The organism is Streptomyces sp. NPDC090077 (assembly GCF_044747545.1).
Taxonomy (GTDB): Bacteria; Actinomycetota; Actinomycetes; order Streptomycetales; family Streptomycetaceae; genus Streptomyces.
Genome location: NZ_JBIVEG010000005.1, coordinates 16,608 through 30,472, shown reverse-complemented (window position 1 = coordinate 30,472; position 13,865 = coordinate 16,608). Strand labels below are relative to the sequence as shown.

General features: G+C 70.6%; 11 protein-coding genes. 3 read left to right on the top strand and 8 right to left on the bottom strand.

Going from position 1 to position 13,865, the window contains the following annotated elements; all coding sequences use genetic code 11:
- Positions 1-213: 213 nt before the first annotated feature.
- Positions 214-681 carry an RDD family protein gene (locus ACIPW5_RS10645; RefSeq protein WP_401243201.1) on the bottom strand — a complete coding sequence of 156 codons (468 nt, stop codon included), beginning with the start codon at positions 679-681 and terminating at the stop codon, positions 214-216.
- A gap of 184 nt (positions 682-865) precedes the next feature.
- Between ACIPW5_RS10645 and glnA the strand changes: the two genes are divergently transcribed.
- Positions 866-2,275 carry a type I glutamate--ammonia ligase gene (glnA, locus tag ACIPW5_RS10640; protein ID WP_401243199.1) on the top strand — a complete coding sequence of 470 codons (1,410 nt, stop codon included), beginning with the start codon at positions 866-868 and terminating at the stop codon, positions 2,273-2,275.
- Positions 2,276-2,427: 152 nt separating this feature from the next.
- On the top strand, positions 2,428-2,703 hold the full coding sequence (locus ACIPW5_RS10635) for a hypothetical protein (protein ID WP_401243197.1): 276 nt from the start codon (positions 2,428-2,430) through the stop codon (positions 2,701-2,703).
- A 43-nt stretch (positions 2,704-2,746) separates the two neighbouring features.
- On the opposite strand, the gene ACIPW5_RS10630 is transcribed toward ACIPW5_RS10635, so the two are convergent.
- The gene (locus ACIPW5_RS10630; RefSeq protein WP_401243194.1) at positions 2,747-3,400 is read right to left on the bottom strand and encodes a TetR/AcrR family transcriptional regulator; all 654 of its coding nucleotides are present in this window, start codon (positions 3,398-3,400) and stop codon (positions 2,747-2,749) included.
- An 85-nt stretch (positions 3,401-3,485) separates the two neighbouring features.
- Between ACIPW5_RS10630 and ACIPW5_RS10625 the strand changes: the two genes are divergently transcribed.
- The gene (locus tag ACIPW5_RS10625; protein WP_401243191.1) at positions 3,486-4,256 is read left to right on the top strand and encodes an SDR family NAD(P)-dependent oxidoreductase; all 771 of its coding nucleotides are present in this window, start codon (positions 3,486-3,488) and stop codon (positions 4,254-4,256) included.
- Between the two features lie 8 nt (positions 4,257-4,264).
- Here the strand turns inward: ACIPW5_RS10625 and ACIPW5_RS10620 are convergent, their stop codons facing one another.
- The 6 genes from ACIPW5_RS10620 to ACIPW5_RS10595 form a co-directional block, all read right to left on the bottom strand.
- On the bottom strand, positions 4,265-4,786 hold the full coding sequence (locus ACIPW5_RS10620) for a DUF4240 domain-containing protein (protein WP_401243847.1): 522 nt from the start codon (positions 4,784-4,786) through the stop codon (positions 4,265-4,267).
- A 113-nt stretch (positions 4,787-4,899) separates the two neighbouring features.
- On the bottom strand, positions 4,900-7,581 hold the full coding sequence (aceE, locus tag ACIPW5_RS10615; RefSeq protein ID WP_401243188.1) for a pyruvate dehydrogenase (acetyl-transferring), homodimeric type: 2,682 nt from the start codon (positions 7,579-7,581) through the stop codon (positions 4,900-4,902).
- Between the two features lie 289 nt (positions 7,582-7,870).
- Entirely contained in the window at positions 7,871-8,497 is a 627-nt protein-coding gene (locus tag ACIPW5_RS10610) for a GntR family transcriptional regulator (RefSeq protein ID WP_401243845.1), read from the bottom strand.
- 199 nt (positions 8,498-8,696) lie between these two features.
- The gene (gene sucB, locus ACIPW5_RS10605) at positions 8,697-10,466 is read right to left on the bottom strand and encodes a 2-oxoglutarate dehydrogenase, E2 component, dihydrolipoamide succinyltransferase (RefSeq protein WP_401243185.1); all 1,770 of its coding nucleotides are present in this window, start codon (positions 10,464-10,466) and stop codon (positions 8,697-8,699) included.
- Between the two features lie 53 nt (positions 10,467-10,519).
- Positions 10,520-11,908, bottom strand: coding sequence for a dihydrolipoyl dehydrogenase (lpdA, locus tag ACIPW5_RS10600; RefSeq protein WP_125595533.1), 1,389 nt, complete (start codon positions 11,906-11,908; stop codon positions 10,520-10,522).
- A gap of 341 nt (positions 11,909-12,249) precedes the next feature.
- Positions 12,250-13,779, bottom strand: coding sequence for a leucyl aminopeptidase (locus tag ACIPW5_RS10595; RefSeq protein WP_401243182.1), 1,530 nt, complete (start codon positions 13,777-13,779; stop codon positions 12,250-12,252).
- Positions 13,780-13,865 lie beyond the last annotated feature (86 nt).

Below are 13,865 nucleotides of genomic sequence, written 5' to 3'. Positions count from 1 at the left end.
CGCCCCCGCCCCCGCCGCGCCCCGCCCGCCCGCCCCGCCCCCCCCCCGCCCCCCCCCCCCCCCGGCCCCCCCCCCGCCCCCGGGCCCCCCCCCCCGCCCCTGTGTGTATACGAGCCGGTGTGCGCGAGCGGCGCGTTCCGGCCACGGCCGCCGGGGTGCGTGGCACCCCTGCACTCCATTACCCGCCGGCGGCGGTGTCCGGCTGGTGTACCGCTAGATCCGGACCTGCACCGCGCCCGCGAGGCGGTCGTGCAGTCCGCGCCCGTCGCGGTCCCAGATCAGCGCCGGGACGACCAGGGCCAGCAGCAGGGTCCGCAGCACCACGCGGGGGATGCTCAGACGGCCGCCGCCCTGCCCGACCACCCGGAGGCCGAGCATCCGCTTGCCGGGGGTGAATCCCACGGTGCCCACGGTCAGCAGGGTCAGGGAGAGGAAGAGCGCGAGCGTCCAGTTCCCGGCGGCGCCCAGGTCGCCCTGGGTGATGAGCCCGTACGCGATCAGCTGGCAGCCGATCCAGTCGATGAGGACGGCACCGAGCCGGCGCCCGAAACGGGCCGCGGAGCCGGGTCCCGACTGGGGCAGGCCGAGCCGCTGGCCCGGATAGCCGAAGTCGACGCCCATCTCCTCGGCGGCCGCGCGCGGGCCGGAGAGCCAGGAACCGATTGCTTGCCTGTTGTCCACTCCACCACGGTACCGGTGCTCCTCCACGGGACCTGGACCGGACCCTGGTTAACTTGTGCGAAACAAATGGGTCATGCTTGGGAAATCCCGTCTGCTTATGGTCGGTCAGCGTGCGGCACCGCACTGACGCACCACGAGCTATAAAGCCCGTCCCTGCCCCGGGACCGGGAGTAGGAGGAGTTGGATGTTCAAGAACGCCGACGAAGTGAAGCAGTACATCGAGGAGAACGACGTCAAGTTCGTCGACGTCCGCTTCTGCGACCTGCCTGGTGTGATGCAGCACTTCACCATCCCGGCGCGAGCGTTCGACCCGGCGGAGGAGCTTGCCTTCGACGGTTCCTCGATCCGCGGCTTCCAGGCGATCCACGAGTCCGACATGGCGCTGCGCGCCGACATCACCACCGCGCGCCTGGACCCGTTCCGCAAGGACAAGACGCTCAACATCAACTTCTTCATCCACGACCCGATCACGGGTGAGGCCTACAGCCGCGACCCGCGCAACATCGCCAAGAAGGCCGAGGCCTACCTCGCCTCCACCGGCATCGCCGACACCGCGTTCTTCGGCCCCGAGGCCGAGTTCTACGTGTTCGACAGCGTGCGCTTCGCGACCTCCGCGAACGAGGGCTTCTACCACATCGACTCCGAGGCCGGCGCCTGGAACACCGGTTCCGAGGAGAACAACCGCGGCTACAAGGTCCGCTACAAGGGCGGTTACTTCCCGGTCGCCCCGGTCGACCACTTCGCCGACCTGCGCGCCGAGATCTCCCTCGAGCTGGACGCCCAGGGCCTCCAGGTCGAGCGCCAGCACCACGAGGTCGGCACCGGCGGCCAGGCCGAGATCAACTACAAGTTCAACACGCTGCTGGCCGCGGCCGACGACCTGATGCTCTTCAAGTACATCGTGAAGAACGTCGCCTGGCGCAACGGCAAGACCGCGACCTTCATGCCGAAGCCGATCTTCGGCGACAACGGCTCGGGCATGCACGTCCACCAGTCCCTGTGGACCGGCGGCGAGCCGCTCTTCTACGACGAGGCCGGCTACGCGGGCCTGTCGGACACCGCCCGCTACTACATCGGCGGCATCCTCAAGCACGCCCCGTCGCTGCTCGCCTTCACCAACCCGACGGTGAACTCGTACCACCGCCTGGTGCCGGGCTTCGAGGCGCCGGTCAACATGGTGTACTCGCAGCGCAACCGCTCCGCCGCCATGCGCATCCCGATCACGGGCTCGAACCCGAAGGCCAAGCGCGTCGAGTTCCGCGCGCCGGACCCGTCCTCGAACCCGTACCTCGCCTTCGCGGCGCTGCTCCTCGCGGGCCTCGACGGCATCAAGAACAAGATCGAGCCGATGGAGCCGATCGACAAGGACCTCTACGAGCTCTCGCCCGACGAGCACGCGAGCGTCCCGCAGGTCCCGACCAGCCTCGAGGACGTCCTCAAGGCCCTGGAGGAGGACCACGAGTACCTCCTCGCCGGTGGTGTCTTCACCCCCGACCTGATCGAGACCTGGATCGACTACAAGCGCACGCACGAGATCGCCCCGATCGCGCAGCGCCCGCACCCGCACGAGTTCGAGCTCTACTTCGACCTGTAAGAAGCCCAGGTCAGCGTAGGCAGGGAAGGCCCCCGCCGCTCTCTTTCGGAGAGTGGCGGGGGCCTTCTGCTTTTGACAGCGCGCCCGACCGGAGTAACGGTTGATAGGACCTAAAAGCCCGATAAGAGATACATGTTCGGAGGTGCGTGAAAATGCGCCGTAGGATCGTCGGAGCCCTCGTCGCCGGGGCCGCCGGACTCACCCTGGGTCTGCTGCCGGTCGCGAACGCCTCTGCCCACGACGGTGGCTGGGACTCGCGCTCGGACTACCGCCACTCGAACCACTGGGACGATGACGACTGTGGCGGGAACGGCCGCTGGAGCGACCACGACCGCGGGTACAACGACAACGACTGGGGCCGCTGGGACAACGCCAACTGGCACGGCCACGGCGACTGGTACGACGACGACTGGGGCGGCTGGCGCTGAACCTCCGTCCGGCCCGCGTGCTCACGGTGCCCCTGTCCCGCGCTCAGCGGAGCAGGGGCATCGCGCCGGTCAGCTCGCGCAGGGCACGGACCGCGAGGTCCGCGGGGGAGCCGGGGCCCGCGACCGGGGCGTCGCCGGCGGACCAGAGCTCCAGTGAGACCCGGATCGCGTCCGTGGCGGCCGCCGCGAGCAGGCGTACGGACATCGGGTCCGCCTCCGGGCCCGCCAGCCGGGCCACCACCGGGACCAGGCGCTCCTCGGAGTCCTGGTTCACCCGGTACCAGACCGCCCGCAGCGCCTCGTCGGAGGCGGCCGCGCGCAGCAGGCCGCGGGTGACCTCCAAACCCTCCTCCACGGCCTGCGAGTCGCTCAGCGAGCGCGTCACGGCGCGTTCCAGCGCCTCCGCCAGGGGCGTGCCCGGGCGCTCCTCGGCGAGCAGTGCCCGCCAGGCGTCGCCGCCGCCGGCCAGCAGCGGGGCCACGGCCTCCTGCTTGTTGCGGAAGTAGCGGTAGAAGGTGCGCAGCGCGACCCCCGCCCGGTGGGCGATGTCCTCGGCGGTGGTGCCGTCGGGGCCGTTCGCGGCGAAGAGCTCGCAGGCGGCGCGGGCGATGTCCAGCTGGGTGGCGGCCTTGCGGCGCTCGGTCAGCGACTGGGTTCCGGGGCCGGCCTGGGGGGAGTACGGGCGGGGAGATCTCACGGGTGAAGCCTACGCCAGGACCGGCTGGAGAATGCATTCTGCGCCACTCTGGCAAAACGTGCCACGTAGTCGGTACGCTCGCCCCATGAACCGTTACGAAGGACGTCGCGTCCTCATCACCGGCGGCGGCTCGGGCATCGGCCAGGCCACCGTCCACCGCATTCTCTCCGAGGGCGGCCGCGTCCACGCCGTCGACGTGAACGAGGCCGGCCTGAAGGCCACCGCCGAACAGGCGGCCGCCGCAGGCCACGGCGGCCGGCTGACCACCGCAGTCCTGGACATATCCGACGAAGCCGCGGTCAAGACCGGCGTCGCCGCCGCCGTCGACGCCCTCACCGGCATCGACGTCCTGGTCAACGCGGCGGGCATCCTGCGCTCCGCACACACCACCCGGACCACGCTCGACCTGTGGAACCAGGTGATCTCGGTCAACCTGACCGGCACCTTCCTGATGATCCGCGAGTCGATCCCGGCACTGCTGGCCGGCGAGCAGCCCGTCGTCGTCAACTTCAGCTCCACCTCGGCGAGCTTCGCCCACCCCTACATGTCCGCCTACGCGGCCAGCAAGGGCGGCATCCAGTCCATGACCCACGCCCTGGCCGCCGAGTACAGCAAGCAGGGCCTGCGCTTCGTCGCCGTCGCCCCCGGCTCCATCGAGAGCGGCATGACCACCGGCACCGGCCCCGGCCTGCCCGAGGACACCGACTGGAGCCTGTTCGCCAAGCTCGCCCCGGCCCTCGGCCAGGGCTTCGCCGGCCCGCAGACCGTCGCCGGCGTCGTCGCGATGCTCGGCTCCGAGGACGGCGCCTTCATCACCGGCACCGAGATCCGCATCGACGGCGGCACGCACTACTAGGACGCTTCCTAGGGCCGGAAGCGGTCCCAGAGCCGGGGGAAGCGCTCCGCCAGCACGGCTTCGTTCTCGAAGTCCAGCGGGGTGCCCTCCGGCTCCTCCGCCTGCAACGGGATGCCCAGGTCCGGGGCCACCACCCCGGTGAGCTGCTCGTACGCCTCGTCGGCCGCGTACCCGAGCTCCTCGCCGTCCCCGTCGATCTCCTCGTCGAACTCGCCCAGCAGCTCCGCCAGCCGGTCCGGGTCGTGCACCCCGCCCTCGAAGACCTCCCGGCCCTGCCCGATCAGCCAGCACCGGAAGTAGTCGAACGCGTCGTCGCTCGCTCCGTCGAGCAGCACCCACGCCGCGCCCCACAGGTCCCAGGTGTACGCCCGGTTGTACCGGGACTCGAAGTGCCGCGCGAAATCCAGCACGGAGTCGGGATCGAGCTGCGCCAGCCGTTCCACGAGCAGCTCGGCATGCTCCTCGGGGTCGCCCTCGGCGGCCTCGCGGGTACGGTCGACGATCTCCCAGAACTCCGTCTCGTCCATCACGGGATCCAGCATCACGGCTCCCTGCCCGCGTCGCCACCGCTCGTACGGCCAAAGGCCGGTGTCCACCCCCTCGGGGGTGGACACCGGCCTTCGTCGTGTCGGTCGCGCGGGGCTCAGAGGCCGTAGCGCTCCCGGGCCTCCTTGACGGCGGACGCCGGGACCTCGCCGCGGCGGGCGAGCTGGGCCAGCGAGGCCGCCACGATCGACTGGGCGTCGACACCGAAGTGGCGGCGGGCACCCTCACGGGTGTCGGACAGACCGAAGCCGTCCGTACCCAGCGAGGTGTAGTCCTGCGGGACCCACTGGCTGATCTGGTCCGGGACCTGGCGCATCCAGTCGGAGACCGCCAGGACCGGGCCCGGGGCGCCCTCCAGCACGCGGGTCACGTACGGGGTGCGCTCCTCGCCGCGCAGCAGCGCCTCGTCGCACTCCAGCGCGTCGCGGCGCAGCTCGCCCCACGAGGTGGCGGACCACACGTCGGCGGCCACGTTCCAGTCGGCGGCCAGCAGCTGCTGGGCCTCCAGGACCCAGTGGATCGCCGTACCCGAGGCCATCAGCTGGATCTTCGGGGCGTCGGCGGCCGGGGCGGCCTCCAGGGCGGCGGCCGTGTTGAAGCGGTACAGGCCCTTGATGATGCCTTCCTCGACGCCCTCGGGCATCGCGGGCTGCACCTTCGGCTCGTTGTAGACCGTCAGGTAGTAGAAGACGTCCTCGGGCTGCTCGCCGTACATCCGGCGCAGACCGTCCTTGACGATCACCGCGATCTCGTACGCGAAGGCCGGGTCGTAGTTGAGCGACGCCGGGTTCGTGGACGCGATCAGGTGCGAGTGGCCGTCGGCGTGCTGGAGGCCCTCACCGGTCAGCGTGGTGCGGCCGGCCGTGGCGCCGACGATGAAGCCCTTGCCGAGCTGGTCGGCGAGCTGCCACATCTGGTCGGCGGTGCGCTGCCAGCCGAACATCGAGTAGAAGATGTAGAACGGGATCATCGGCTCGCCGTGCGTCGCGTACGACGTGCAGGCGGCGATGAAGTCGGCCATGGCGCCGGCCTCGGTGATCCCCTCGTTGAGGATCTGGCCGTCCTTGGCCTCCTTGTAGTACATCAGCTGGTCGCGGTCGACCGGCTCGTACGTCTGGCCCAGCGGCGAGTAGATGCCGGCCGACGGGAAGAGGGACTCCATACCGAAGGTGCGGGCCTCGTCGGGGACGATCGGCACCCAGCGCTTGCCGGTCTCCTTGTCCCGCATCAGGTCCTTGACGAGGCGGACGAAGGCCATGGTGGTGGCCATCTCCTGCTTGCCGGAACCCTTGATGAGCGGGGCGAAGGAGCGGTCGGCCGGAGCCGGCAGGGCCACGTGGTGGACCTTGCGGGCCGGGGCGGGGCCGCCGAGGGCCGCGCGGCGCTCGTTCAGGTACTGCACCTCGGGGCTGTTCGCGCCCGGGTGGCCGTACGGGACCTTGCCGTCGGCGAAGGCGCTGTCCGGGATCGGGAGGCCAAGGAGGTCGCGCATGTCCTTGAACTCGTCGATCGTCAGCTTCTTCATCTGGTGGTTCGCGTTCTTCGACTCGAACCCGGCGCCCAGCGTGTAGCCCTTGACGGTCTGCGCGAGGATGACCGTCGGCGCACCCTTGTGCTCCAGGGCGGCCTTGTACGCGGCGTACACCTTGCGGGGCTCGTGGCCGCCGCGGGAGGTGTGGAAGCACTCGGCGATCTTGGCGTCGGAGAGCAGGGCGCCGAGGGCGACGAGCTCGGCGTTGGCGCCGAAGAAGTGCTGGCGGATGTAGGCCGCGTCGCGGGTCGCGTACGTCTGGAACTGCGCGTCGGGTACCTCGCGCAGGCGGCGTACCAGGGCGCCCGTGGTGTCGAGCTGGAACAGCTCGTCCCAGGCGGTGCCCCACAGGGTCTTGATGACGTTCCAGCCGGCGCCGCGGAACTGGGCCTCCAGCTCCTGGACCACGCGGAAGTTCGCGCGGACCGGGCCGTCGAGGCGCTGCAGGTTGCAGTTGATGACGAACGTCAGGTTGTCGAGCTGCTCGCGGGAGGCCAGGGCCAGGGCGGCGGTCGACTCGGGCTCGTCCATCTCGCCGTCGCCGAGGAAGGCCCAGACGTGCGAGTTGGAGGTGTCCTTGATGTTCCGGTTCTGCAGGTAGCGGTTGAAGCGCGCCTGGTAGATCGCGGAGAGCGGGCCGAGGCCCATGGAGACCGTGGGGAACTCCCACAGCCACGGCAGGCGCCGCGGGTGCGGGTAGGACGGCAGGCCGTTGCCGCCGGACTCCTGGCGGAAGTTGTCGAGCTGCTGCTCGGAGACGCGCCCGTCGAGGAAGGCGCGGGCGTAGATGCCGGGGGAGGCGTGGCCCTGGATGTAGAGCTGGTCGCCCGATCCGTCGGCCTCCTTCCCGCGGAAGAAGTGCTGGAAGCCGGTCTCGTACAGCCACGCGGCGGAGGCGAAGGTGGCGATGTGGCCGCCGACGCCGTACTTGGAGCCGCGGGTCACCATGGCGGCCGCGTTCCAGCGGTTCCAGGCGGTGATCTTGGCTTCCATCTCCTGGTCACCCGGGAACTCGGGCTCCGCGGAGGTGGGGATGGTGTTGACGTAGTCCGTCTCCAGCAGCTTCGGCAGGGCGAGGCCGGCGGCCTCGGCGTGCTGGAGGGTGCGGCGGAGCAGGTATTCGGCGCGGCGCGTACCGGCGGCCTTTGCGACGGCGTCCAGGGAGGCCGCCCATTCGGCGGTCTCCTCGGTGTCGCGGTCCGGGAGCTGGTCGAGCTCGCTCGGAAGCTTTCCTACGGGGTCGGACATCGGTGTGCGCCGCCTTCCGGACAAAGGAGAGGAGGTGGTGAAGAAAACCCTGACGGGCAGGACAGGGTCGATGGACCCGGTTGGGGCCCGCAGTGACTGTAAATCCCTGATCGATGATCGATCAAATAAAAGTGACGAATAATCGTCGGTGTGACAAAAGTCGGCACCCGGTGCCATGAACCCAGGCACCCGGTGCCTGCTTCATCAGTACATGCCACCGGGGCTGCGATTCACTGGAGGATCGCTAAAAGCCGCAGGTCAGGGCGGTGTCGAAGGCGTCGGGAGTGAGTCAGGCGCTGCGCGGCGCGCAGCCCAGGACGTGCCGCTTCACCAGAACCCCGATATCCGGGTCCTGGCTGCGGAACGCCGCGACGAGGGCCTCGTGCTCCTCCGCGTAGGACTTCTGGACGGTTCCCAGCCACCGGATGGACAGGGCGGTGAAGACCTCGATGCCCAGGCTCTCCCAGGTGTGCAGCAGCACGCTGTTCCCGGCCGCCCGCACCATCTCCCGGTGGAAGCCCACCGTGTGCCGCACCTGCGCCGTGCCGTCCTGGGTCCGGTCGGCCTCCCACAGGGCCTCCACGTGCGGCTCCAGGGCCGAGCAGTCGGACGCCAGCCGCGGCGCGGCCAGCTCGGCCGCGATCTGCTCCAGGCCGGCCCGGACCGGGTAGATCTCCTCCAGGTCCGCGGCCGAGAGGTTCCGCACGCGGACGCCCTTGTTCGGCGCCGACTCGATCAGCCGCAGCGTCTCCAGCTCGCGCAGCGCCTCGCGCACGGGCGTCTGGCTGACCTCCAGCTCGACGGCGATCCGCCGCTCCACGATCCGCTCGCCGGGCTTCCAGCGGCCGCTGACGATCCCCTCCACGATGTGCTCGCGGATCTGCTCGCGCAGCGAGTGCACGACGGGTGGGGTGATCATCGGGTTTCAACTCCTGTGTGTGCGGACACTCGGGGCCTGATGCGTAGACAATACGGCCGTCGTGGCCTGCTCCGATGCGTTCGCGGTCCGGGACGCAGGGTGAGGCTCGTTACAACGGGGGTACAACGACGGCGCCCCCGCCCGGACGAATCCGGACGGGGGCGCCGCAAGCGGCAGTTCCCTGCGCGCCTTGGCCTTACAGGCCGAGCTCGACCTCGAACTCGCCGGCCTCGAGGATCGCCTTGACGGCGGTGAGGTACCGGGCCGCGTCCGCGCCGTCCACCAGGCGGTGGTCGTAGGACAGGGTCAGGTACGTCATGTCGCGGACGCCGATGACGGTGCCCTCTTCGGTCTCGATGACGACCGGGCGCTTGACCGTGGCACCGATGCCCAGGATCGCGACCTGGTTCGGCGGAACGATCACCGTGTCGAACAGCGCACCGCGGGAACCGGTGTTGCTGATGGTGAAGGTCGCGCCGGACAGCTCGTCCGGGGTGATCTTGTTGCCGCGGACCTTGCCGGCCAGGTCGGCCGTGGCCTTGGAGATGCCCGCCAGGTTGAGGTCACCGGCACCCTTGATGACCGGGGTCATCAGGCCCTTCTCGGAGTCCACGGCGATGCCGATGTTCTCCGAGTCGAAGTAGGTGATGGTGCCCTCGTCGTCGTTGATCCGGGCGTTGACGACCGCGTGGGCCTTCAGCGCCTGGGCAGCGGCCTTGACGAAGAACGGCATCGGGGACAGCTTGACGCCCTCGCGGGCGAGGAAGCCGGCCTTGGCCTTCTCGCGCAGCTTCATGATCTTGGTGATGTCCACCTCGACCACGGAGCTGAGCTGCGCCTGCGAGTGCAGGGCCTTCATCATGTTGTCGCCGATGACCTTGCGCATGCGGGTCATCTTGACCGTCTGACCGCGCAGCTCGGACACCGCGGCGGCCGGGGCCTTCGCGGCCGGAGCGGCAGCGGCCGGAGCCGGGGCGGCGGCGGCCTTGGCGGCCTCGGCGGCGGCCAGGACGTCCTGCTTGCGGATGCGGCCACCGACACCGGTGCCCGTGACCGTGGACAGGTTGACGCCGGACTCCGAGGCGAGCTTGCGCACCAGCGGGGTCACGTACGCGCCCTCGTCGCCGGAGACGGCGGCGGGAGCGGCCGGGGCGACCGGAGCCGGAGCGGCGACCGGGGCCGGGGCGGCCGGAGCGGCCACGACCGGGGCCGGAGCGGCCACGGGGGCGGCCGGGGCGACCGGAGCCGGAGCGGCGGCGGCCGGGGCGGCCACGACCGGAGCCGGGGCGGCGACCGGGGCGACCGGAGCCGGAGCGGCAGCGGCGGGGGCGGCGGCCGGAGCCGCGCCCGCGACACCGATGACGGCGAGACGGGCGCCGACCTCGGCGGTCTCGTCCTCGGCGACCAGGATCTCCAGCAGGGTGCCGGAGACCGGGGCGGGGATCTCGGTGTCGACCTTGTCCGTGGAGACCTCGAGCAGCGGCTCGTCGGCCTCGACGGACTCGCCGACCTCCTTCAGCCAGCGGGTGACGGTGCCCTCGGTGACCGACTCGCCCAGCGCGGGCAGCACGACGTCGGTGCCGGAGGCGGCGCCCGCCGGAGCGGCGGCCGGGGCCGGGGTCTCGGCCGGTGCGGGGGCGGCCGGGGCCTCGGCGACGGGGGCCGGAGCGGCCGGAGCCGCGGGGGCCTCGGCGGCGGCCGGGGCGGCAGCGGCGGCCGGAGCGCCGGAGCCGTCGTCGATGACGGCCAGCTCGGCGCCGACCTCGACGGTCTCGTCCTCGGCGACCTTGATGGAGGCCAGGATGCCGGAGACGGGGGAGGGGATCTCGGTGTCGACCTTGTCGGTCGAGACCTCGAGCAGCGGCTCGTCAGCCTCGACGCGCTCGCCCTCGGCCTTGAGCCAACGGGTGACAGTGCCCTCGGTGACGCTCTCGCCGAGCGCCGGAAGGGTTACGGAAACCGACATGGTTTCAGTTGCTCCTAACGAAAGTGCGGAAGTGGTCGTCGCGCCCGTGACGATTAGTCGTGTGCGTGCAGCGGCTTGCCGGCCAGGGCCAGGTGGGCCTCGCCGAGGGCCTCGTTCTGGGTCGGGTGCGCGTGGATGAGCTGCGCGACCTCGGCCGGCAGGGCCTCCCAGTTGTAGATCAGCTGGGCTTCGCCGACCTGCTCGCCCATCCGGTCACCGACCATGTGGACGCCGACCACGGCACCGTCCTTGACCTGGACGAGCTTGATCTCGCCCGCGGTCTTCAGGATCTTGCTCTTGCCGTTGCCCGCCAGGTTGTACTTCAGGGCGACGACCTTGTCCGCGCCGTAGATCTCCTTGGCCTTGGCCTCGGTGATGCCGACCGAGGCGACCTCGGGGTGGCAGTACGTGACGCGCGGGACACCGTCGTAGTCGATCGGGACGGCCTTCAGGCCGGCCAGGCGCTCCGCGACGAGGATGCCCTCGGCGAAGCCGACGTGTGCGAGCTGCAGGGTGGGGACGAGGTCGCCCACGGCCGAGATGGTCGGCACGTTGGTCTGCATGTACTCGTCGACCAGGACGTAGCCGCGGTCCATCGCGACGCCCTGCTCCTCGTAGCCCAGGCCCTGGGAGACCGGGCCGCGGCCGATGGCGACCAGCAGCACCTCGGCCTCGAAGGTCTTGCCGTCGGCCAGCGTGACCTTGACACCCGTCTCGGTGTACTCGGCCGACTGGAAGAAGGTGCCCAGGTTGAACTTGATGCCGCGCTTGCGGAAGGCACGCTCAAGGATCTTGGAGCTGTTCTCGTCCTCGACCGGGACGAGGTGCTTGAGGCCCTCGATGACGGTGACGTCGGTGCCGAAGGACTTCCACGCCGAGGCGAACTCGACGCCGATGACGCCGCCGCCCAGGATGATCGCGGACTGGGGCACGCGGTCCAGGACCAGCGCGTGGTCCGAGGAGATGATCCGGTTGCCGTCGATGGTCAGGCCCGGCAGCGACTTCGGCACGGAGCCGGTCGCCAGCAGGACGTGGCGGCCCTGGATGCGCTGGCCGTTGACGTCGACGGAGGTCGGGGAGGACAGACGGCCCTCACCCTCGATGTACGTCACCTTGCGGGAGGCGACCAGGCCCTGGAGGCCCTTGTACAGGCCCGAGATGACCTCGTCCTTGTACTTGTGCACACCTGCGATGTCAACGCCCTCGAAAGAGGCCTTGATACCGAACTGTCCGGCCTCGCGCGCCTGGTCGGCGATCTCACCGGCGTGCAGCAGAGCCTTCGTGGGGATGCAGCCGTTGTGCAGGCAGGTGCCGCCGAGCTTGTTCTTCTCGATCAGCGCAACGTCGAGACCCAGCTGGGATGCGCGGAGAGCCGCGGCGTAACCGCCACTGCCACCGCCGAGGATCACTAGGTCGAAAACGGTGCTGGCGTCGTTCGCCACGTCACGTCCTCCATGCATGTGCGCCGGGCACCGGTCCTCTGTGACCGGGCGGCGGCTGGTAATCGGCCGCTTGTTTCTTCGGCCCTGTGGTGGGGGCCCTGTCCTGCCGAGAACCCATCTTCGCATTTGTCGGGGGAACGCGGGACGCCGGGCCCCGGGTGTGGACCGTCGTTCTGCCCGAGATCCGGGTTACCCGTGCGTAGAAACCTACTGATCCTCGACGTTTCTTCCAGAGCGAACGCGCCCCGGGACCCCGATCGGGGTCCCGGGGCGCGCCGCACGTCACACGGGGCGTCTCACGGGGTGGTACCCGGGCCGCCCGCGCGGCGGGAACGGGTGCGTCAGCCCAGGTCGCCCGTGGCGGTGCGCTCGGCCAGCCGCACCAGGGTGCGCACGGCGGAGCCGGTGCCGCCCTTGGGGGTGTAGCCGTACGGGGCGCCCTCGTGGAAGGCCGGGCCCGCGATGTCCAGGTGCGCCCAGGTGATGCCCTCGCCGACGAACTCCTGGAGGAAGAGGCCGGCCACCAGACCGCCGCCCATCCGCACGCCCATGTTGGCGATGTCGGCGGTGGGGGAGTCCATGGTCTTGCGCAGGTCCTCGGGGAGCGGCATCGGCCAGGAGGCCTCGCCGACCTCTTCCGCGATCTCGTGGATCGAGGTGCGGAAGGCGTCGTCGTTGGCCATGATCCCGAAGGTGCGGTCGCCGAGCGCCAGCACCATGGCACCGGTCAGGGTGGCGACGTCGACGATCGCGTCCGGGTTGTCCTCGGAGGCCTTGGTCAGCGCGTCGCCCAGGACCAGGCGGCCCTCGGCGTCCGTGTTCAGGACCTCGACGGTCTTGCCGCTGTACATGCGCAGCACGTCGCCGGGCTTGGTGGCGGAGCCGGAGGGCATGTTCTCGGCGAGCGCGAGCCAGCCGGTGACGTTGACCTGGAGGCCCAGCTTGGCGGCGGCGATGACGGCGGAGAAGACGGCGGCGGCGCCGGCCATGTCGCACTTCATCGTCTCGTTGTGGCCGGCCGGCTTCAGGGAGATGCCGCCCGAGTCGTACGTGATGCCCTTGCCGACGAAGGCGAGGTGCTTCTCCGCCTTGGCGTGGGTGTAGGTGAGCTTCACCAGGCGCGGCGGGTTCTCGGAGCCCTTGCCGACGCCCATGATGCCGCCGTAGCCGCCCTTGACCAGGGCCTTCTCGTCGAGGATCTGGACCTTGACGCCGTTCTCCTTCGCGGTCGCGGAGGCGACGGCGGCGAAGGCCTCGGGGGTGAGGTCGTTCGGCGGGGTGTTGATCAGGTCGCGGGCGACGTTGACCTCGGTGGCGACGACGACGGCGCGCTCGGCCGCGGCCTTGTGCTCCTTGTCGCGCGGCTTGGCGCCGAGCAGGGCGACCTCGGCCAGCGGCTGCTTGGGGCCGCTGTTCTTCGCGGCCTTCTTCTCGCCGCCCTGGTAGGCGGTGAAGGCGTACGCGCCCAGCAGCGCACCCTCGGCGACGGCGGTGACGGCGGAGGCGTCGTCCAGGGGGAGGGCGAACGCGGCCTTCTTCGAACCGTGCAGCGCGCGGGAGGCGGAGCCGGCGGCGCGGCGCAGGGCCTCCTCGTCGAAGGACTCGTCCTGCTCAGGGGCCGCACCCAGGCCGACCGCCAGCACGACCGGGGCCTTGAGGCCGGCCGGCGCGGGCAGCTTGGTGGTCTCGCCCTCGGCGCCCGTGGCGCCGAGCGATTCGAGCACGCCGGCGAGCTTTCCGTCGAACGCCTTGTCCACGGCCTCGGCGCCGGCGGCCACGACGAGCCCCTTCGGGCCCTTCGCGACGCCGACCACGAGGGCGTCGGCGCGCAGCGTCGCCGCGCCGGCAGTGCTGAGAGTCAGAGCAGTCACGGTGGTGAAGTCTCGCTTCCGTTTTGTGTTAGTGGGCGCTTGGGTCGCGTCGGGGTCACCGGCCGCTCCGCAGCGATCGTATTCGG